Annotated in this window: 22 protein-coding genes; 7 read left to right on the top strand and 15 right to left on the bottom strand. The window is 65.3% G+C overall.

Annotated features, from left to right (window positions below):
- The first annotated feature begins 75 nt into the window (after nt 1-75).
- Together AB5S05_RS11260 and AB5S05_RS11265 are read left to right on the top strand one after the other, a co-directional pair.
- Nucleotides 76-777 (top strand): YebC/PmpR family DNA-binding transcriptional regulator, encoded by a 702-nt coding sequence (locus AB5S05_RS11260; RefSeq protein ID WP_369287611.1) that lies wholly within the window; start codon nt 76-78, stop codon nt 775-777.
- Nucleotides 778-889: 112 nt separating this feature from the next.
- Nucleotides 890-1561 carry a COG3650 family protein gene (locus tag AB5S05_RS11265; protein WP_369287612.1) on the top strand — a complete coding sequence of 224 codons (672 nt, stop codon included), beginning with the start codon at nt 890-892 and terminating at the stop codon, nt 1559-1561.
- Nucleotides 1562-1572: 11 nt separating this feature from the next.
- Here the strand turns inward: AB5S05_RS11265 and AB5S05_RS11270 are convergent, their stop codons facing one another.
- The 6 genes from AB5S05_RS11270 to ttcA form a co-directional block, all read right to left on the bottom strand.
- Nucleotides 1573-2235, bottom strand: coding sequence for an O-methyltransferase (locus tag AB5S05_RS11270; protein WP_369287613.1), 663 nt, complete (start codon nt 2233-2235; stop codon nt 1573-1575).
- A gap of 57 nt (nt 2236-2292) precedes the next feature.
- Complete coding sequence (locus tag AB5S05_RS11275) at nt 2293-2814, bottom strand: C40 family peptidase (RefSeq protein ID WP_369287614.1); 522 nt, start codon at nt 2812-2814, stop codon at nt 2293-2295.
- 83 nt (nt 2815-2897) lie between these two features.
- On the bottom strand, nt 2898-3536 hold the full coding sequence (locus tag AB5S05_RS11280; RefSeq protein WP_369287615.1) for a C40 family peptidase: 639 nt from the start codon (nt 3534-3536) through the stop codon (nt 2898-2900).
- A gap of 65 nt (nt 3537-3601) precedes the next feature.
- A complete protein-coding gene (locus tag AB5S05_RS11285) occupies nt 3602-4369 on the bottom strand; it encodes an NAD-dependent deacylase (RefSeq protein WP_369287616.1) in 768 nt (255 codons plus the stop codon).
- Nucleotides 4370-4399: 30 nt separating this feature from the next.
- Nucleotides 4400-5071 carry a DNA-3-methyladenine glycosylase I gene (locus tag AB5S05_RS11290; RefSeq protein WP_369287617.1) on the bottom strand — a complete coding sequence of 224 codons (672 nt, stop codon included), beginning with the start codon at nt 5069-5071 and terminating at the stop codon, nt 4400-4402.
- Between the two features lie 23 nt (nt 5072-5094).
- Nucleotides 5095-5919 (bottom strand): tRNA 2-thiocytidine(32) synthetase TtcA, encoded by an 825-nt coding sequence (gene ttcA / locus AB5S05_RS11295; protein WP_369287618.1) that lies wholly within the window; start codon nt 5917-5919, stop codon nt 5095-5097.
- Nucleotides 5920-6017: 98 nt separating this feature from the next.
- On the opposite strand from ttcA, the gene AB5S05_RS11300 reads away from it, so the two are divergent.
- The 3 genes from AB5S05_RS11300 to AB5S05_RS11310 all read left to right on the top strand — a co-directional run bounded on the left by AB5S05_RS11300 (nt 6018) and on the right by AB5S05_RS11310 (nt 7999).
- The gene (locus AB5S05_RS11300) at nt 6018-6614 is read left to right on the top strand and encodes a DNA-J related domain-containing protein (protein ID WP_369287619.1); all 597 of its coding nucleotides are present in this window, start codon (nt 6018-6020) and stop codon (nt 6612-6614) included.
- Nucleotides 6615-6781: 167 nt separating this feature from the next.
- A complete protein-coding gene (locus AB5S05_RS11305; protein ID WP_369287620.1) occupies nt 6782-7381 on the top strand; it encodes a Yip1 family protein in 600 nt (199 codons plus the stop codon).
- A gap of 123 nt (nt 7382-7504) precedes the next feature.
- Nucleotides 7505-7999 carry a SprT family zinc-dependent metalloprotease gene (locus AB5S05_RS11310; RefSeq protein WP_369287621.1) on the top strand — a complete coding sequence of 165 codons (495 nt, stop codon included), beginning with the start codon at nt 7505-7507 and terminating at the stop codon, nt 7997-7999.
- 7 nt (nt 8000-8006) lie between these two features.
- Here the strand turns inward: AB5S05_RS11310 and AB5S05_RS11315 are convergent, their stop codons facing one another.
- Nucleotides 8007-8525, bottom strand: coding sequence for an O-acetyl-ADP-ribose deacetylase (locus AB5S05_RS11315; protein WP_369287622.1), 519 nt, complete (start codon nt 8523-8525; stop codon nt 8007-8009).
- 307 nt (nt 8526-8832) lie between these two features.
- On the opposite strand from AB5S05_RS11315, the gene AB5S05_RS11320 reads away from it, so the two are divergent.
- On the top strand, nt 8833-9387 hold the full coding sequence (locus tag AB5S05_RS11320; RefSeq protein WP_369287623.1) for a magnesium transporter: 555 nt from the start codon (nt 8833-8835) through the stop codon (nt 9385-9387).
- A 27-nt stretch (nt 9388-9414) separates the two neighbouring features.
- Here AB5S05_RS11320 and AB5S05_RS11325 read toward each other — a convergent pair whose 3' ends face one another.
- From AB5S05_RS11325 to AB5S05_RS11355, 7 genes are all read right to left on the bottom strand, one after another.
- Nucleotides 9415-9750: a cytochrome C oxidase subunit IV family protein gene (locus tag AB5S05_RS11325; protein ID WP_369287624.1), complete on the bottom strand. Its 336-nt coding sequence runs from the start codon at nt 9748-9750 to the stop codon at nt 9415-9417.
- 22 nt (nt 9751-9772) lie between these two features.
- Nucleotides 9773-10468: a heme-copper oxidase subunit III family protein gene (locus AB5S05_RS11330; protein WP_369287625.1), complete on the bottom strand. Its 696-nt coding sequence runs from the start codon at nt 10466-10468 to the stop codon at nt 9773-9775.
- 4 nt (nt 10469-10472) lie between these two features.
- The gene (locus AB5S05_RS11335; protein WP_369287626.1) at nt 10473-11165 is read right to left on the bottom strand and encodes a cytochrome c oxidase subunit 3; all 693 of its coding nucleotides are present in this window, start codon (nt 11163-11165) and stop codon (nt 10473-10475) included.
- Nucleotides 11162-12934 (bottom strand): cytochrome c oxidase subunit I, encoded by a 1773-nt coding sequence (ctaD, locus tag AB5S05_RS11340; protein WP_369287627.1) that lies wholly within the window; start codon nt 12932-12934, stop codon nt 11162-11164. Before ctaD ends, AB5S05_RS11335 begins: the two co-directional genes overlap by 4 nt.
- A gap of 43 nt (nt 12935-12977) precedes the next feature.
- Nucleotides 12978-14444 carry a c-type cytochrome gene (locus tag AB5S05_RS11345; protein WP_369287628.1) on the bottom strand — a complete coding sequence of 489 codons (1467 nt, stop codon included), beginning with the start codon at nt 14442-14444 and terminating at the stop codon, nt 12978-12980.
- A gap of 150 nt (nt 14445-14594) precedes the next feature.
- The gene (locus tag AB5S05_RS11350; RefSeq protein WP_369287629.1) at nt 14595-15776 is read right to left on the bottom strand and encodes a CaiB/BaiF CoA transferase family protein; all 1182 of its coding nucleotides are present in this window, start codon (nt 15774-15776) and stop codon (nt 14595-14597) included.
- A gap of 62 nt (nt 15777-15838) precedes the next feature.
- A complete protein-coding gene (locus tag AB5S05_RS11355; protein ID WP_369287630.1) occupies nt 15839-16978 on the bottom strand; it encodes an acyl-CoA dehydrogenase family protein in 1140 nt (379 codons plus the stop codon).
- Nucleotides 16979-17138: 160 nt separating this feature from the next.
- Between AB5S05_RS11355 and AB5S05_RS11360 the strand changes: the two genes are divergently transcribed.
- On the top strand, nt 17139-18137 hold the full coding sequence (locus AB5S05_RS11360; RefSeq protein WP_369287631.1) for an AraC family transcriptional regulator: 999 nt from the start codon (nt 17139-17141) through the stop codon (nt 18135-18137).
- A gap of 64 nt (nt 18138-18201) precedes the next feature.
- Here AB5S05_RS11360 and AB5S05_RS11365 read toward each other — a convergent pair whose 3' ends face one another.
- The gene (locus AB5S05_RS11365) at nt 18202-18429 is read right to left on the bottom strand and encodes a phage integrase N-terminal SAM-like domain-containing protein (RefSeq protein ID WP_369287637.1); all 228 of its coding nucleotides are present in this window, start codon (nt 18427-18429) and stop codon (nt 18202-18204) included.
- Nucleotides 18430-18791 lie beyond the last annotated feature (362 nt).

An 18791-nucleotide genomic window follows, 5' to 3' on the forward strand; every position in this document is an offset into this window, starting at 1 on the left:
CGGACACGCCCGCCCCTCGGCAGCCCACCCGGCAGCGCAGCGAATCCTCCTACCGCACAGACCGAGAGAACATGCATGGGCGCTCAGTGGAAAGCCAAACCTAAAGAAGCCGCCGCCAACGCCAGAGGCAAGATTTTCGGCCGGCTGGTGAAGGAAATTATGATCGCCGCGCGCAATGGCGCCGACCCGGACATGAACCCCAAGCTGCGCCTGGCGGTGCATCAGGCCAAGAAGGCCTCGATGCCCAAGGAAACCCTGGAGCGGGCGATCAAGAAGGGCGCCGGCCTGACCGGCGAAACGGTCAATTTCGAGCGCACCACCTACGAAGGCTTCGCCCCGCACCAGGTGCCGGTGATCGTCGAGTGCCTGACCGACAACCTCAACCGCACCGTGGCCGAGATCCGTGTGCTGTTCCGCAAGGGCCAGATGGGCGCCAGCGGCTCGGTGACCTGGGACTTCGACCACGTCGGCCTGATCGAGGCGTCCAGCGACAGCGGCGCCGACCCGGAACTGGCGGCAATCGAGGCCGGCGCCCAGGACTTCGATGCCGCCGATGACGACAACACCCTGTTCATCACCGACCCGACCGACCTGGATGCGGTCAGCCGCGCGCTGCCGGAGCAGGGTTTCACCGTCAACTCCGCCCATCTCGGCTATCGGCCGAAGAACCCGGTGACCAGCCTGACCGCCGAGCAGCGCGAAGAAGTCGAGGCCTTCCTCGAGGCCATCGACGCCCACGACGACGTGCAGAACGTCTACGTCGGCCTGGCCGGCTAAGCCCCGCCCGCACACCGCCGGGCGGCCCCTGCCCGGCGGCGAATCAACCGCCTGCCCTTGTGGTCGCCCCGGCCTCTGAGTAACGTGTCGGCTCTTGCTAGGAGAGCCCCCAATGCACGCCAGCCGTAGAATTCTGTTTGTCCTGTTGCCGCTTCTCGCCAGCTGCCAGACCTTCGACCAGCAGTCGACCACGGCCCCCGGCGAGCGCGTACGCCTGCAGGGCGAGATCACCCGGGCGGCCGGGCACCTGCTGTTCAGCCCCTGCCAGGAGCAACGGCGCTTCATCGTCAGCAACGACGGCGCCACCGACGTTATCCGCGACAGCGCCGCGTTGCTCGCCGAAGGCCCCGGCCCGCTGTTCGCCGACCTGCGCGGCCGTCTGGCGGCGAGCCCGCAATCCAGCGTCGACGGCCAGCTGGCGCTGGACCAGGTGTACCGCCTGCAACGTGAAGGCCAGGGCTGCGCCGATCTCAACTTCACGCGCACCCTGCTGCACGCCGACGGCCATGAGCCGGACTGGAACCTGACAGTCGGGGTCGCCGGACTGGTCCTCAAGCGTCCCGGCCAGCCCCCCCTGGCCCTGCCCTACCTGGAAGAGCGGCTGCCCGAGGGGCGCCTGAACCTGACCAGCGAGGCCAACGGCCAGCGCCTGGAGCTCTGGGTGGCGCCGCAGCACTGCATCGACAGCATGAGCGGCGGCGTCCGCCACCTGGCCGCCGAACTGCGCCTGAACGGCGAGGTGATGCGCGGCTGTGGCTACCTCGGCGGTGCGCGCAACGACTGAACCACCCGCCCTCAGCGTTTACGGCACAGGGTCAGGCCATCGCCCAGCGGCAGGAGCGACAGGTCGATGCGCACGTCATCCCTGAGTGCCCGATTGAGCGCCTGGATGGCGCGGGTATCGGCACTGTCCGGGTGCTGTTCGAGGACCCGGCCGCTCCACAGGGTGTTGTCGAACAGGATCAGTCCACCCTGGCGCAGCAGGCGCAGGGCATGCTCGAAATAGGCCGGGTAATTGGCCTTGTCGGCGTCGATGAAGATCAGGTCGAAGCTCCCGGCCAGGCCGTCGGCCTCCAGTGCCGCCAGCGTTTCCAGGGCCGGTGCCAGGCGTTGCTCGATCTGCCCGGCCAGCCCCGCCTCGCGCCAGTAGCGCTCGGCCACGGCGTTGTAGTCGCCGGGAATGTCGCAGCAGATCAGCTGCCCGTCCGCCGGCATCGCCGCGGCCATGCACAGCGCGCTGTAGCCGGTGAAGGTACCGACCTCGAGCAGTCGCCTGGCGCCGGTCAGCTTGACCAGCAAGGCCATGAACTGGCCCTGCTCGGGGGCGATCTGCCACTGGGCGTTGGCCAGCCGCGCAGTTTCCTCGCGCAGTTGCCTGAGCAACGGCGCCTCGCGCAGGGAGACATCGAGCAGGTAGCGATAGAGGTCGTCGTCGAGGTTCAGGGTGCGATTGGTCATCGATCCTCCCGAAAGTTAATCCACGCGCTCAGCTTGCCAGTGGCCGTTGCGCCCGCCTCAGGGCGTGCCGGCCAGCTCGGGGCCGAGCACGCGCTTGGCCTGCAGGTAGGTACGCTGCCAATAGTTATTGCTCAGGCTGTCCAGGCGCACGGTGCCGCCGCTAGAGGGCGCATGCACGAAGCGCCCCTCACCGACGTAGATGCCGGCATGGCTGACCTGGCGCCCACCATTGGTGGCGAAGAACACCAGGTCGCCGCTCTGCAGGGAATCGGCAGCGACCGTGGGCGCACGCAGGGTGATCAGCTCGCGGGTCGAACGCGGCAGGCGGATGCCGGCGGCATCCCGATAGACGTACCCGATCAGACCGCTGCAGTCGAAACCACCCTCCGGGGTATTGCCGCCGTAGCGGTAGGGAGTACCGACCAGGCCGATGGCGCGGAACAGGACATCCTGGGCATTGCCATTCGCCTCGCCAAGCGGCACCGGCGGCGAGGGGGACGGGGTAGGCGCATGGCCGGCGCAGGCACTGAGCAGCGCGGCGAGCAGCAGTAGCAGGGCGACGCGGGGCGTGGCGGGCATGGGCGAGGCGATCCTGAGCCTTGATGTGGCCTACTCTGCCGAGTCAGGCCACGCTGCGCAACCGGCAGGAAGGGACAATGGCGTCAGGGATGGCGCTCGAGCGCCTCGCTCGGGGCCATGGCCAGGGCGCGCTTGGCCTCGATGAAGCTGCGCCGCCAGTAACGATCGTCCAGGCTGTCGACCCGCACGCCGCCGCTGCGGCGGCTGGCGGAATGGATGAACTGATCGTCGCCCAGGTAGATGCCGGCATGGCTGACACGGCCGCGGCCGTTGGTGCTGAAGAACACCAGGTCACCCGGCTCGAGCTCGTCGCGCTCGACCAGCGGCGCGTCGATGTTGATCATTTCCCGGGTGGAGCGCGGCAGCTGCAGGCCGGCCTCCTCCTTGAACAGGTAACCGATGAAGCCGCTGCAGTCGAAACCCGATTTCGCCGAGCTGCCGCCGAAGCGATAACGGGTGCCGACCAGCGACAGGCCGTGGGACAGGATGCTGTCGGCCAGCTGCGGCAGCTGGTAGGGCTGATCGTCGGTGAGTTCGGCGAGTTCCTGCGCGGTGGGTTCGCCGGTCTCGGCGGGCGTCGCATCGTCCTGCGCCCAGGGGGCGGCGGAGTGGGTGCGCGGAGCGCCCTGATAACCAGCCTGCGGTGGTGCTACCTGGCCGGCACAGGCGGCGAGAACCAAGGTAAGTGCGAGAGGCACGAGGGGTGCGAAGCGCTGAAGCATGGGCACGACCGTGTCGAAATTCTGATGGGGCGCGACTATGCCTAAGCGGGCGTCGATTTGCAATTTCAATCAGGTGAAATGTGACTCAGTAGTTCCGGCAGAACATCCAAGGCGCGCGCCTGCAGATGAACGTCGACGGCGGCGCTCAGGTCGCTGCGGCTGGGGTTGATCTCGACGGTGAAGCCGCCCGCCTGGCGGGTGCGCAACAGCGGTTCGACGATGTAGGGAAAGCTCGCGCTGGTGCCGACGCTGAGTACCACCGCGAAACCCTTGCGCAACTCGCTGTAGAGGCTGTCGATGGCCCGCTCCGGGAGCATCTCCTCGAACAGCACCACCGGCGGGCGCAGGACACCGCCACATTGCCGGCACCTGGGCGGCAGCGGCCGGTTCAGGTGCTCAAGCAACTCAGGGTCCTCGGCGCCACAGGACTGGCAGTACAGCGGCGCCAACTCGCCATGGATTTCGATCAGGCGCTCCGGCGGGCTGCCGGCAGCCCGGTGATAACCGTCGATATTCTGGGTCAGCACCCAGCATTCGGGTTTGCGCCGCTGCAACTCGGCAATGGCGTAGTGGCCAGCATTGGGTTGCGCCCCCAGGCAAGCCCGGCCCAGTTCGGCCAGGTACTTCCAGCACAGCGCCGGGTCGCGCTGCAGCATGGGTCCGGAAAGCGCCGCCTCAATCGGCAAGCCCTCGGCCGTATGGCCATTGTACAGACCGCCGATCCCGCGGTAGGTGGGCAGACCGGAGTCGGCCGACAGGCCCGCGCCGGTGATGACCAGTATCCGTTCGGCCCCCTCGATGGCCCGGGCAACGCGTTCGATCTGCTGCTTCATCGCCTACTCCCCTAGCCCGCGGGCACGCCCTCAATGATTGACGGTATGCGCCAGCATCACCGACAACTGGCACAGCGGCCGGCCACTCTGCGCCTGCCACTGGTTGAAGGCGCTCTGCACGGCAGCCAGGTCCTTGAGGCTGGTCGGCGCCTTGTCGACAATGCCCTGGGCCTTGAGCGCGGTGACCATGTCGTCGGTGGGGATGAAGGTATCCTTGCCGACCATACGCAGCAGACGGGGCGCCGACAGGCCGCCAAGCTGACTGCCGTGCTTGGCCAGGTACTTCCACAGGCCGACGATATCGGTCACCGGCCAGTCGGCGATCAGGGCGCCGAAACTGCCCTTCTCGCGGCGCACATCGAGGACGAACTGGGCATTGCGCGGCACGCTCTTGAGCTTGCCCAGGTGGCGGATCAGGCGGGCATCCTGCATCAGGCTCTCCAGACGCTCGCCGCCCATCAGCACCACCTTGTCCGGATCGAAACCGAAGAAGGCCTGCTCGAAGGCCGGCCACTTGGCGTCGACCAGGCTGTGCTTGAGGCCGGCGCGGAAGATCCGCAGGCTGATCAGCGACAGGTAGCGGTCGTCGCTCAGGGCCCGCAGCTGATCCTCACTGGCCGGCTGTGGCAGCCGTGCCTCCAGCGCCGCGGCCGAGCCGAAGCGGTTCAGGCAATACTCGTTGAGCCATTTGTAGTCGCGCATCGATCCCTCGCCCGTATCGGAGCCTACAGGTTCATCACGTCGACGAAGCGCGGCGTGGCGGTTTCGTCGATCCTCAGGTTCTTGAAATCGAACAGGTTGCGATCGGCCAGCTGCGAGGGCACCACGTTCTGCAGGGCACGGAACATGATCTCGGTGCGCCCGGGGGTCTTGCGCTCCCACTCCTGGAGCATCTCCTTGACCACCTGGCGCTGCAGGTTCTCCTGCGAGCCGCACAGGTTGCAGGGGATGATCGGGAACTGCTTGAGCTGGCTGTAGGCCTCGATATCCGCCTCGTTGCAATAGGCCAGCGGGCGGATCACCACGTTGCGACCGTCGTCGGCGCGCAGCTTGGGCGGCATCGCCTTGAGGCTGCCGCCGTAGAACATGTTGAGGAAGAAGGTCTCGAGGATGTCGTCGCGGTGGTGCCCCAGGGCCATCTTGGTCGCGCCAATCTCGTCGGCGAAGGTGTACAGGGTGCCGCGGCGCAGTCGCGAGCACAGCGAGCAGGTGGTCTTGCCCTCCGGGATCTTCTCCTTGACCACCGAGTAGGTGTCCTTCTCGACGATGTGGTAGGGCACACCGATCGATTCCAGGTATGCCGGCAGCACGTGCTCGGGAAAGCCCGGCTGCTTCTGGTCCATGTTCACCGCGACTATCTCGAACTGGATAGGCGCGACCTTCTGCAGGTACAGCAGCACGTCGAGCAGGGTGTAGCTGTCCTTGCCGCCGGACAGGCAGACCATGACCTTGTCGCCGTCCTCGATCATGTTGAAGTCGGCGATGGCTTCGCCGGCCTGGCGGCGCAGGCGTTTTTGCAGCTTGTTCTGATTGACCGAGAGGGTGCCCATGGTGTGCTGGAATCCGGAGGAGTTGCGAAAGGCTGACATTTTACGCAGAAAGTGCGCGTTGCCCTACCCCGTCGGCGGTGAAGTGATAGGCTCAAAACATGAACGACGCATTCGACCCCGATCTGGAACTGGCCGATCAGATCCTGCTGCTGCTCGATGCGGCCCCCGCTGGGCTCAGCGAGTACGAGCTGATCCAGCAGCTCAAGAGCGGCCACTGCACGCATATCCCCAACCTGCCTTTGCTCGACAAGCTGGTGCTGTTTCGCACCCACTTCCTCGTGTTCAACGCCCTCTATCGCCTGCGCGAACGCCTCTGGGGCGAGCAACGCGCCCACCTGGCGATCAGCCCGCTGTGCATCCAGCTGCTGCCCTATCGGCTCGGTAACGCCGCACTCAGCGAACATGACCCGCTGCGCGACTACTACCTGGACCTGGACAACCTGCGCGACACCAGCGAGGAGGACGTGGAACAGCTGCTCGCCAGCTTCTGGACCCGCATGAACGGAGGCGAGGAAAAACGCGCCGCCCTGGAGCTGTTCGAGCTCGACGACAGCCTGCAAGCCCTCGACCTGGTCATCATCAAGCGCCGCTACCGACAACTGGTCAGCCAGCACCATCCGGATCGCGGCGGCAGCACCGAGCGCCTGCAGACGATCAACAAGGCGATGGAAATTCTAGAGCGCTATTACAACTAACGTTCAGAGACCAATTTGCTCTAACCCGCCTCCCCTCATCTTCTCCAGCTCCTGCCTATACTGCGACATACGGTCGCATAGGTTCGGCCAGGCACCCGGTGGCGCTGTACACGCGCGCCGGGCGCTCCGCTGGGGGGCGACCGTCATAAAAAGAGGAGGTGTCTGGCATGATCCACCACGTTTGGGGGCTCTTCACCCATCCCGACCAGGAATGGCAAGAAATCCGTGGCGAAGAAGAAAGCATCAGCCACATGTATCTCACCCACGTTCTGATCCTCGCGGCAATCCCGGTAATCTCGGCCTTTATCGGCACCACCCAGGTTGGCTGGTCAGTGGGCGATCGAGCGCCGGTGATGCTGACCGAGGCCAGCGCACTACAGATGAGCATCATGTCGTACCTGGCGATGCTGGCCGGCGTTGCCGTCATGGGCGCCTTCATCCACTGGATGGCGCGCACCTATGACGCCAGCCCCAACCTGACCCAATGCATCGTGTTCGCCGCCTATACCGCGACTCCGCTGTTCGTCGGCGGTCTGGCCGCGCTGTACCCACATATGTGGCTAGCCATGGTGGTCGGCACCTTAGCCATCTGCTACACGGTTTACCTGCTCTATGTCGGCATTCCGACCTTCATGAACATTCCCACCGATGAAGGCTTCATGTTCTCCAGTTCGGTGCTGGCGGTAGGCTTGGTGGTGCTGGTGGCGATGATCGCCTCTGCGGTGATCCTCTGGGGCTTCGGGGTCGGCCCGGTCTATACCAGCTAAACACTCAAGCACAACGGCAACTTGCCTCAAGACGAAACCACCGGCCGGTGGTTTCGTCGTTTCAGGGCTGCCGGCCAGGCCCGAGGCGGGCATAATCGCAGGCTTTCCCCTTGGCCTGCGCCCATGCCCGAACAGCTCATCGCCCGTGTCGACGCCTGCTACCAGCTGGCGGAGGCCTTCTTCAAGCGCCCCTTCGCCCGCCCCGAAGTGAGCTTCAAGCTGCGCGGGCAGAAGGCTGGCGTGGCGCACCTGACGGAAAACAGACTGCGCTTCAACCTGCAACTGTACCGGGAAAACCGCGACGACTTTCTCCGCCAGACCGTGGCCCACGAGGTGGCTCACTTGGTCGCCCACCAGCTGTTCGGCCTGCATATCCAGCCCCACGGCGAGGAATGGCAACTGATCATGCGCGGCGTCTATGAACTGCCGCCGCTACGCTGCCACAGCTACGCCGTCCAGCGGCGACAGGTCATGCGCTTCATCTATCGCTGCAGCTGCCCGCAAGGCGAATTTCCCTTCTCGGCCCAGCGCCACGCCATGGTGGCCAAGGGACGGCGCTATTTCTGCCGACGCTGCAAGGTAACCCTACGCTTCAGCGGCGAACAACGCGTCGAATAGGCCCCAGTTAGTGCCCGGCGTCGCCGATCAGCCGCTGGTAGATCGCAAGGTCGCTGTCGGAAAAGCAGCAGAACAGCACCTCGCGAATCCCCGTGAGTTCGCCCAGGGTGGCGCGCACCGTAGCCACGGCGATTCCCGCGGCCTGCTCGACCGGGTAGCCATAGACACCCGTGCTGATCCCCGGAAATGCCAGCGACTGGATGCCCTCGGCCGCCGCCAGCTCCAGCGAACGGCGGTAGCAGGACGCCAGCAGCTCAGCTTCGCCCCGGCCGCCTCCGTGCCAGACCGGGCCGACGGTGTGGATGACATACTTCGCCGGCAACCGATAGCCCTTGGTCAGCTTGGCCTCACCGACCTCGCAGCCGCCCAGGCGACGGCACTCCAGCAGCAGTTCCGGCCCGGCGGCGCGATGAATCGCGCCATCCACTCCGCCGCCACCGAGCAGTGAGCTATTGGCCGCGTTGACGATCGCATCCAGGGCCAGCGTGGTGATATCGGCACGCACGGCTTTGAGTGTTGTGGACATAAGCTCGCTGACCTCCTGCCGGGCGGGCCGTAACGCCCCATGCCCGGCCCTGGTTTCAATAGCCCCAGCATAAGCCGGCCGCGGCCCAGACGGCAGTCGGCAAGCCCGGTACGCCCGCGACAGCTAATACCCATTTCGCATATCGCTCCTAACCATCGGTAATGAGAGGCATTCCGGCCGAATGCTATACTCTGCTCGAATCGCAAGAACCGTGCAGCAGGCTCGCAAGGGTCAAACACATTGGCTGCATTTCTCGGAAAACGGCCACAGGAGGGGGCTGTCGCAAACGCGAGGCGGGAGGTGTGTCATGAATCGACGCTACTACATCAGTGACGATCTCGACGATCTGGAAACCGTCGAGAGTGAACTGGAAGCCAGCGGTATCAATACCGAACAGATTCACGTGCTCAGTGAGAAGGACGCCGAGGTGGAGCATCACCATCTCCATGACGTGCCATCCTTCATGAAGCAGGATGTCGTCCACTCCGGAGAAATAGGCGCGCTGGTCGGCCTGATACTCGCCGCACTGGTGCTCGGCCTCGCCTACTGGCTGGGCTGGACCGCTACTGCGGCAGGCTGGACGCCCTTTGTCTTCCTGGCCATCGTGATTTTCGGCTTCTGCACCTGGGAAGGCGGATTCTTCGGCATCCAGGTACCGAACGCGCACTTCCGCGGCTTCCGGCAGAAGCTCAAGGAAGGCAAGCATGTATTCTTCGTCGATGTCGAGCCCGAGCAGGAGCCGGTGCTGGACCGGGTAGTCGCCCATCACCCAGGGCTGCAACTGGCCGGCAGCGGCGCTGCCGCGCCTCACTGGATAGTGGCCTGGCTGCACCGCTGGCATCAGTTCAAGCGCACCATCTGAGCCCCCCACGCCGGCCAGCCCGCGGAGTCAGGATCCGGGGCTGGCCGTCTGGGTGAAGAACAAGAGTCGACTGAGAAAGACATAGTCGGCCTCGGCGGCCATCAGCCCGATCAATACCAGCAGGCACAACGGCGGCACCAATATGGCGTAGACCATGGCCAGCCGCTCCCAGGCCATGTGCATGAAAATCGACACGATCAGGCCGGCCTTGAGCAGCATGAAGGTGACGATCAGCCCCCACCTGAACAAGCCCTGGAAGTGGAAGTAGTCGACCAGGTACGACAGGGTACTGAGGACGAACAGCAATCCCCAGATCTTCAGGTACAGGCCGATGGGGTGCTGCTGGCCCTGTGCATGTTCCATCGTCCTTCCCTCCCCCTGTGCCTTACCACAGGTAGAAAAACGCAAAGATGAACACCCACACCAGGTCGACGAAGTGCCAGTACAGACCGGCTATCTCGACGTTCTGGTAGTTCCCCGAGCGTTCGTAGTCGCCACGCAGCACCTTGATGGCCACGATGCTCAGGTAGATGACGCCAATCGACACATGCAGGCCGTGGAAGCCGGTGATCATGAAGAAGCTCGCGCCAAATTGCGCCGCCCCCATGGGGTTGCCCCAGGGACGCACGCCTTCGGCGATCAGCTTGCTCCACTCGAACGCCTGCATGCCGACGAACGTCAGGCCGAAGGCCGCGGTCGCCAGCATCAGAGCGGCGGTTCTGGCCCGGTCGCGGCGGTAGGCGAAGTTCACCGCCATGGCCATGGTGCCGCTGCTGCTGATCAGCACGAAGGTCATGATGGCGATCAGGATCAGCGGAATCTCGGCCCCGCCAATGGTCAGGGCGAACACCTCGCTGGGATTTGGCCAGGGCACGGTGCTGCTGATGCGCACCGACATGTAGCCGGTCAGGAAGCAGGTGAAGACGAAGGTGTCGCTGAGCAGGAAGATCCACATCATCGCCTTGCCCCAGGGCACCTGCTTGAAGGCATCCTTGTCCGAGGACCAGTCACCGGCGATGCCCTGCCAGCCGCTGCTCGAGGCGACAGAGGAGGACGCAGGCGATCCGTCGTTGGCGGTCATGACCTCACCTCAGGCCGCACAGCGCGGCGATGGCTTGATAGGTTTGCGGCGTGCTGGTGAGCAGGGCGAACAGCACCAGCCAGAGGGCCAGCAGGTAGTGCCAATAGATGGCGCACAACTCGACGCCGGCGCTCAGTTGCGCCAGCGGCAGGCGACGCAGGAACTTGGCGAGGATCCAGGCCCAGGCCACCAGCCCCCCCAGCAGGTGCAGGCCATGCAGGCCGGTCAGCAGATAGAAGAAGCTGGTGGCGGGGTTGCCGGAGACCACATAGCCCCAGGCGGCAAACCGCTGCCAGACCCATAGCTGCCCCAACACGAAGGCCATCGCGAACACGCCGCCGAGGGTGAAACCCGCCAGCGTCGCCCAGGGGCGGCCGTGACGGGCGGCCAGCCGCGCCGCTTGCAGGGCGATGCTGGCTGCCAGCAACAGGGCCGAGTTGAGCCACAGCGGCCAGGGATCGGCCAGAGGCGCCAGGGGCTCGGTCAGGGGCTGCCAGTCGGCCACCTGCGAGCGGGCGATAAAGGCGACCAGGAACAGGAAGAACAGCGTACTGACCACTACCAGCAACAGGCGCAGCCCGGCCCGGGCCACCCGCGCCCTGTCCAGGGTCTCGCTCGCCAGGCCGTCGCGCGCGCCGGGATCCCAGCTGCCCCCGGGCTCGGCGTCGGCCGCGTCGCGCAGCAGCAGCCTGTTCATGGCTTGGCCGCCGCCCGGCTGTTGTGCGGCAGCCGGCGCATTCCTTCCAGGGCCTCGTCGGAGACCGTCTGCGGGACGAAGTCCTGCTCGATGCCCGGCACGCTGTAGTCATAGGCCCAGCGGTGCACGACCGGTAGCTTGGCACCCCAGTTGCCATGCGCCGGCGGGGTCTGCGGGGTCTGCCACTCCAGGCTGGTGGCGCCCCAGGGGTTGCTGCCGGCCGGCTTGCCGTTGACGGCGCTCCAGGCCAGGTTGAACAGAAACAGCAACTGGGCGACACCGACGGTCAGCGCCGCCACCGTGATGAAGGCATTCAGGTCCTGCGCCGACTGCGGGATGAACGCGTAGTTCTCATAGGCGTAGTAGCGCCGCGGCATGCCCAGGAATCCCAGGTAGTGCATGGGGAAGTAGATGGCGTAGGTGCCGAGGAAGGTGATCCAGAAATGCAGCTTGCCCAGGCGCTGGTTCATCATTCGCCCGGTGATCTTCGGGTACCAGTGGGTGATGGCGCCGAATACCACCAGGATCGGCGCGACGCCCATGACCATGTGGAAATGGGCGACCACGAAGTAGGTGTCCGACAGCGGGATGTCGACGATCACGTTGCCGAGGAACAGCCCGGTCAGGCCGCCGACCAGGAAGGTGACGATGAAGGCCAGGGCGAACAGCATGGGCACGGTCAGGTGGATGTCGCCGCGCCACAGGGTCAGCACCCAGTTGTAGACCTTGAGCGCGGTCGGCACCGCGATGATCAGGGTGGTGGTGGCGAAGAAGAAACCGAAATAGGGGTTCATCCCGCTGACATACATGTGGTGCGCCCAGACCACGAAGCTGAGCACGCCGATGGCGACTATGGCCCAGACCATCATGCGGTAGCCGAAGATGTTCTTGCGCGCATGGGTGCTGATCAGGTCGGAGACCAGGCCGAAGGCCGGCAGCGCCACTATGTAGACTTCCGGATGGCCGAAGAACCAGAACAGGTGCTGGAACAGGATCGGGCTGCCGCCCTGGTGCTCGAGCGGCTGGCCCAGGGAGATGATCGCCGGCATGAAGAAGCTGGTGCCCAGCAGCTTGTCGAACAGCATCATCACCGCGCTGACGAACAGCGCCGGAAAGGCCAGCAACGCCAGGATCGAGGCCATGAAGATGCCCCACACCGACAGCGGCATGCGCATCAGGGTCATGCCGTGGGTACGCGCCTGCAGCACCGTGGTTACGTAGTTGAGGCCGCCCATGGTGGCGGCGACGATGAAGATCGCCAGCGAGATCAGCATCAACACGATGCCCCAATCGGTACCCGGCGAGCCGGGGGTGATCGACTGCGGCGGGTAGAGGGTCCAGCCGGCGCCGCTGGGTCCGCCGGGCACGAAGAAACTGGCCAGCAGCACGATCACCGAGAGCAGGTAGAACCAGTAGCTGAGCATGTTGACGTAGGGGAACACCATGTCCCTGGCACCGACCATCAGCGGGATCAGGTAGTTGCCGAAGCCCCCGAGAAACAGCGCCGTCAGCAGGTAGATGACCATGATCATGCCGTGCATGGTCATCGCCTGGTAATAGGCGTTGGCATCCATGAAGTCGAGACTGCCGGGGAAGCCTATCTGCAGGCGCATCAGGCCGGACAGCACCAGGGCGACCAGGCCGACGAATATCGCGGTCAGCGAATACTGGATGGCGATGACCTTGTGATCCTGACTCCAGATATAGCGCGTCAGGAAGCTGCCCGGTTCGTGCAGCAGTGCGGATTCAGCCTGTTCCGCATAGGCCATCGGATCACCCTCCTGGTGAAGTCTCGGGGGTACTTCCGCCTGCTTACTGCACCTCTTCCGACTCCACCTTGCCCGCATCGGTGCCGGCATTCGCTGTGGATTTGATAAAAGCGATCAGCGCGTTGACGTCCTCATCGTCCAGGGAAAAGGCCGGCATGATGGCGGCATAACCTTTGACGACTTGGCTGTTGGGGTTAAGGATAGACGCTTTTAGATAGGCCTCATCGACTTTGACCTGGCCGCCGTCGGTGAGAATTTCCGTCTTGCCATACAGCCCCTGCCAGCTCGGCCCGACCCGCGGACTGCCATCGACGCTGTGGCAGGCCAGGCAGCCGAGCGACTCGGCCAGCTGCCGCCCCTTGGCCGCCAGATCGGCGGTTGCGTCGTTCGCCGCGGCGCCCTTGCGCCCTTCGGCGCTCAGCGACTTGATCAGGGCCACCAGGGCGTCCAGTTCATCCTCGTTGAAGGAATAGGCCACCATCACCGGCGGGTAACCCTCGACCAGCTTGGCCTTGGGCGCGAGGATCGACTCCTTCAGGTAGGCCTCGTCGACCTGCACGCTGGAGCCATCGGCCAATCGTTCGGTGCGCCCGAACAGGTCCTTCCAGCTCGGACCGAGGCTGGCACTGCCATCCTGGCTATGGCAAGCCTGGCAACCGGAATCCGCCGCCAGTTGCCGACCCTTCTCCACCAGTTGATCGCGCCCGGGCCTGGCCGCGGCCGCCAGGGTCTGGGCGAAGGTCGGCTGCGCGCCGAGCCAGCGGGCGAAGGCTTCCGGGGTCTGCACGCGCATGTGCCCGCGCATGTTGTAGTGGCCGACGCCACAGAACTCGGCGCAGAGAATCTCGTACTCGCCCGCCTCGGTGGGGGTGAACCAGAAGTGCGACACCATGCCCGGCACCATGTCCATCTTGCTGCGGATCTGCGGGATATAGAAATTGTGCAGCACGTCCTTGGAACGCAGCAGCACCTTCACCGGCCGGCCGAGCGGCAGGTGCACCTGGTTGCCCTTGACCAGGACATCATCCTGCCCGGCCGGGTCGTCACGATCGAGGCCGAAGGGGTTCAGCGCGTCGACGAACCTGATGTCCGTGCGGCCGAGCTGGCCGTCTGCGCCGGGGAAGCGAAACGCCCACTGCCATTGCTGGGCGAGGACTTCGAGGACATGGGCCGTCTTGGGCACCCGGACGAAGTCGTCATACACCACCAGCCCCGGGGCCAGCATGCCGACGATCCCCAGCGTGGTGATCACCACCAGCCAGCCTTCCAGCTTCTTGTTCTCCGGCTGGTAGTCGGCGCGCCGGCCGGCCTTGTGCCGGTAGCGCAGCACCGCCACGACCATGAACAGAGTCACCGCGACGAAGAACGCCCCGGTGATGCCCAGGGTGAGCACCAGGGTGGTGTCGATCGAGCCCCAGTTGGAGGCCGGCGGGGTCACCTGCCAGGGGCTGAGGAAGTGAAACAGCACCGATGCGACGACGATCAGTATCAAGACAATCGCTATTGCCATAGCCCGTTCATCCCGTTCTGTCGTCCCTGCGCGTTGAATTCGGCCCCTACTGCAGAATGCTCACCCCACGGCATCGTCTTCGTTCGATCGCCCAGCGCCCGGCGGCGCGATCAGTCGCAAGTATAGTGCACCGCCCCGCAGGCGCCGGCCCTAGGCTACCACCTTGGCGGCCCTGAGGGCGGCGATACGCTCGGCCGAGCAGCCCAGCTCGCGCAGCACCTCCTCGGTGTGCGCCCCGATCGGCGCGCCTATATGCCGGGGTGCCGGCAAGCCCGCGGAAAACTTGATCGGGCAGGCGATCTGCTGCTGCGCGGCCTGGCCAGCGCGCGGCACCTCGGTGACCAGTTCACGGGCCTTGAGCTGCGGGTGCTCGACCGCCTCGGACAGGCTGAGCATCGGCTCGACGCAGGCATCCAGGTCGGCGAACAGCTGTAGCCACTCGGCGAAGTCGCGCTTCTCGAACTCGATCTCGATCTCGCGCTTGAGCGCCTGCTGATCTTCGCGGCTGGGCGGCAGCCCCAGCGCGGCCAGCTCCGGGCGGCCGATGGCGGCGCACAGTTGCTGCATGAACTGCGGCTCCAGGCTGCCGACCGAAAACCAGCGACCGTCGCGGGTGCGGTAGTAGTCGTAGAAGCTGCCACCGTTGAGCGCCTGGCTCTCCATCTGCGGCTCGACCCCGGCGGCCAGGAAACCGGCCCCGGCCATGCCATGCAGGGCGAAGGCGCAGTCGGTCATGCTCACATCGACCCGCTGGCCCTCCCCCGTCACCTGACGCTGGATCACCGCCGCCAGCAGGCCCATCACCCCGTGCAGCGAGCCGCCGGCGATATCCGCCAGTTGCACTCCCAGCGGCAAGGGGCCGCTGTCGCGGCGGCCGGTGTAGCTGGCAACGCCGGCCAGGGCCAGGTAGTTGATGTCGTGGCCGGCGCGGTCCCGGTAGGGCCCGGTCTGGCCGTAGCCGGTGATCGACACATAGATCAAGCGGGGGTTGATCGCCCTGAGCGCCTCGTAGCCGACGCCGAGCTTGTCCATCACCCCGGGGCGGAACTGCTCCAGAACGATGTCGTAGTCGGCAACCAGCTGCTTGACCAGCTCCACCGCCTCGGGCTGCTTCAGGTCCAGGGCGATGCAGCGCTTGTTGCGGTTGAGGTAGGCATGGCTGGCCGAGACGCCGCCGTCGTGCGGCGGCAGCACCCGGACCAGATCGGTACGGGTCGGCGACTCGATGCGCAGCACCTCGGCGCCCATGTCGGCCAGCAGCAGCGAGGCGAACGGCCCGGGCAGCAGGGTGGAGAAATCGAGAACCTTCAGGGAGGACAGCGGGCCTTGCATGGTGGCTCCTTGGATCGATAGCGCTACTGGGCAAAGTATAAGGAAAGCGTCCGACGCTCCGCTCAGAGCTTCATGCCGCGGCTGATGATCTCCTTCATGATCTCCGAGGTGCCGGCGAAGATGCGCTGGATGCGCGCGTTCGCGTACATCTTGCAGATCGGGTACTCCCACATGTAGCCCCAGCCGCCATGCAGCTGCACGCCCTCGTCGACCACCTTGCCGAGCAGCTCGGTGGTGAACAGCTTGGCTTCGGCGGCGACCTCCGGGGTCAGCTTGCGCTCGTTGTGATCGAGCACGCAGCGGTCGACGAACACCTGAGCCACGTCGACCTGGGTGCGCATCTCTGCCAGCTTGAAGCGGGTGTTCTGGAAGTGCGCGATCGGCCGGTCGAAGGCCGTGCGCTGCTTCACGTAGTCGATGGTCGCCTGCAGCGCCGCCTCGGCACCGGCCACCGCGCCGCAGGCATTGGTCAGGCGCTCCTGGGCGAGCATGTTCATCAGGTAGAAGAAGCCGCCCTTGGCGTCGCCCAGCAGGTTTTCCTTGGGCACCTTGACGTTGTTGAAGAACAGCTCAGCGGTGTCCTGGCTGTGCATGCCCAGCTTCTTCAGCTTCTTGCCGCGCTCGAAACCGGGCATGCCGCGCTCGACCAGGAACAGGCCCATGGCGTGCTTGTTGGCCGGGTCGGTCTTGGCCGCCACTATCACCAGGTCGGCCAGCAGGCCGTTGGAGATGAACACCTTGGAGCCGTTGAGTTCGTAGTGGTCGCCCTTGTCCACTGCCGTGGTGCGCATGCCGGCCAGGTCGGAGCCGGCGCTCGGCTCGGTCATGGCCACGGCGAGAATGGTCTCGCCGCGGATGATCCCCGGCAGCCAGCGCGCCTTCTGCTCGGCGTTGCCGTACTCGGCGATATAGGGCCCGCACAGCGCCGAATGCAGCGGTAGCATGAACCCCGCCTCGTTGATCCGCGCCAGCTCCTCGGCCATGATCTGCTCGTAGCGAAAATCCTTGAGTCCGGCGCCGCCGTACTGCTCGTCCGCCCAGGGCAGCAGGAAGCCCATCTCGCCGGCCTTGCGCCACACCTCGCGGCTGACCACCCCGGCCTCCTCCCATTGCTCCTGATACGGCAGCACCTCCTTGTCGAGAAAGGCGCCGAAGGCATTGCGAAACAGGTTGTGCTCGGTGTCGAAGAGGGTGCGCTGCATGTGGGTTTGCTCCTTGGGCTGAACGCGTCATCCAGAGTAGGCGCCAGGTCGCGGGCGCCTCAATGACCCCAACGCTCAGCCTGAATTGACCCATTCGCTCGGCCGGCTTGTCCTCATCGCCCCCGGCTGCCTACCATCTAGCCACCTTCGAGGAGCCGTCATGCGCGAACGCACCATCGCCAGCCATTTCGTCCGCGCCGCCCTGCGCGGGGCCGAACATCAGGGATACGACTGCCTGCCGCTGCTGCGCCAGGCCGGCATCCAGCCCGCCGTGCTGGAGGAGCCGCGCGCACGGGTCGCCCCGGAGCAGTTCGCCCGCCTGATCCAGTTGCTCTGGGAGTTCCTCGACGACGAGTACCTGGGCTTCTGCCACCAGCCGAGCAAGCGCGGCACCTTCGCCATGATGTGCCACGCGATCATCCACTGCCGCTCGCTGGAAAAAGCCCTCAGCCGCGGTGCGCTGTTCTACGGGCTGTTCGCCGAGGCGCCGACCATCACCCTCAGTCGCGAAGGCGACTGGGCGCGCCTGTCGGTGGACGACTCGACCCTGTGGGACCCGGATCATTTCCTGGTGGAAAGCCTGCTGGTGATCTGGCACCGCCTGGCCAGCTGGCTGATTGGCCAGCGCATCCGCCTGGAGGCGACCAGCTTCGCCTATGCCGAGCCGGCCCACGCCGGCGAGTACGACCTGCTGTTCCCCGGCCCGCGCCATTTCGCCGCCCCCGGCACCAGCCTGCTGTTCCATGCGCGCTACCTGAGCATGCCGCTGCTGCAGGACGAGCGCACCCTCAAGCAGTTCCTCGAATATTCGCCGGCCGACCTGCTCGCCCGTCCGGATGGCGGCGACAGCCTGATCAGCCAGATTCGCCGCCTGCTCGGCCGCGACTGCAGCAGCTGGCCGGACCTCGAGGCGGTCGCCCAACAGCTACACATGAGCCCGCAGACCCTGCGTCGCCACCTGCGCGAGGAGGATTCGAGTTTTCAGGAACTGAAGGATCACCTGCGCCGCGACCTGGCGATCTACCACCTGGGCCGCGACGAGCTGTCGATCCAGGCCATCGCCGAACAGCTCGGCTTCTCCGAACCCTCGGCCTTTCACCGGGCGTTCAAGAAATGGACCGGCCTGACGCCGGGGGCCTATCGGGCGCAGGAAGGCTGAACGCACTCAACGGCGATGCGATGGATCGAGCGCGGCCTTGTTGAAGGCACGCGGCAATCGCTACTCATCGAGGCTCAGGCACTGCGCCAGCCCCCTGACCCTGCCTCCCATCCAAGCGCCAGCGTCTCCTGCGGCGCGCAATCCATGTCCCTTTCCCGCTGATGTCTCCCCAGCCAGGACAACTGGCTATAGAGAAAAGCGGCGCGGCCCAGGCCTGATTCTGGGTGGAGGCGGAGACATGCCGACCCACAGCGAGATCAGATAGAAAAGACTCGACCTCCGCCGCCCCCATCTCCTGCGGATGACAATAGCGGTGAAACCGAATAAAGCGCCTGCCCCCTCGCAATAGACGCGCTCGGTCTGGATCCAGTAGTGTCTCAGGCGAATCTGCTCGCGCATCTGATCGAGCAACCGGGGCTTGTCGTCCAACTCCCTTATACGGTCACTCGACCGCTGCAACGCCCGGCCTAGAAAGGGATTGAGAAGAGAACACGGAATGTTATCCACCACGCCGGCAAGAGCGTTATCTGTAGTGGTCTACTGATCCCGGACACCGATTTAGGCGAAAATCCTCGCCGTGAGAGAGGTGTCTGATGAGCAAACAACGACGTACGTTTTCCGCCGAGTTCAAACGCGAGGCAGCCGCCTTGGTGC

The sequence above is a fragment of the Pseudomonas zhanjiangensis genome (assembly GCF_041027545.1).
Classification (GTDB): Bacteria; Pseudomonadota; Gammaproteobacteria; order Pseudomonadales; family Pseudomonadaceae; genus Aquipseudomonas; species Aquipseudomonas zhanjiangensis.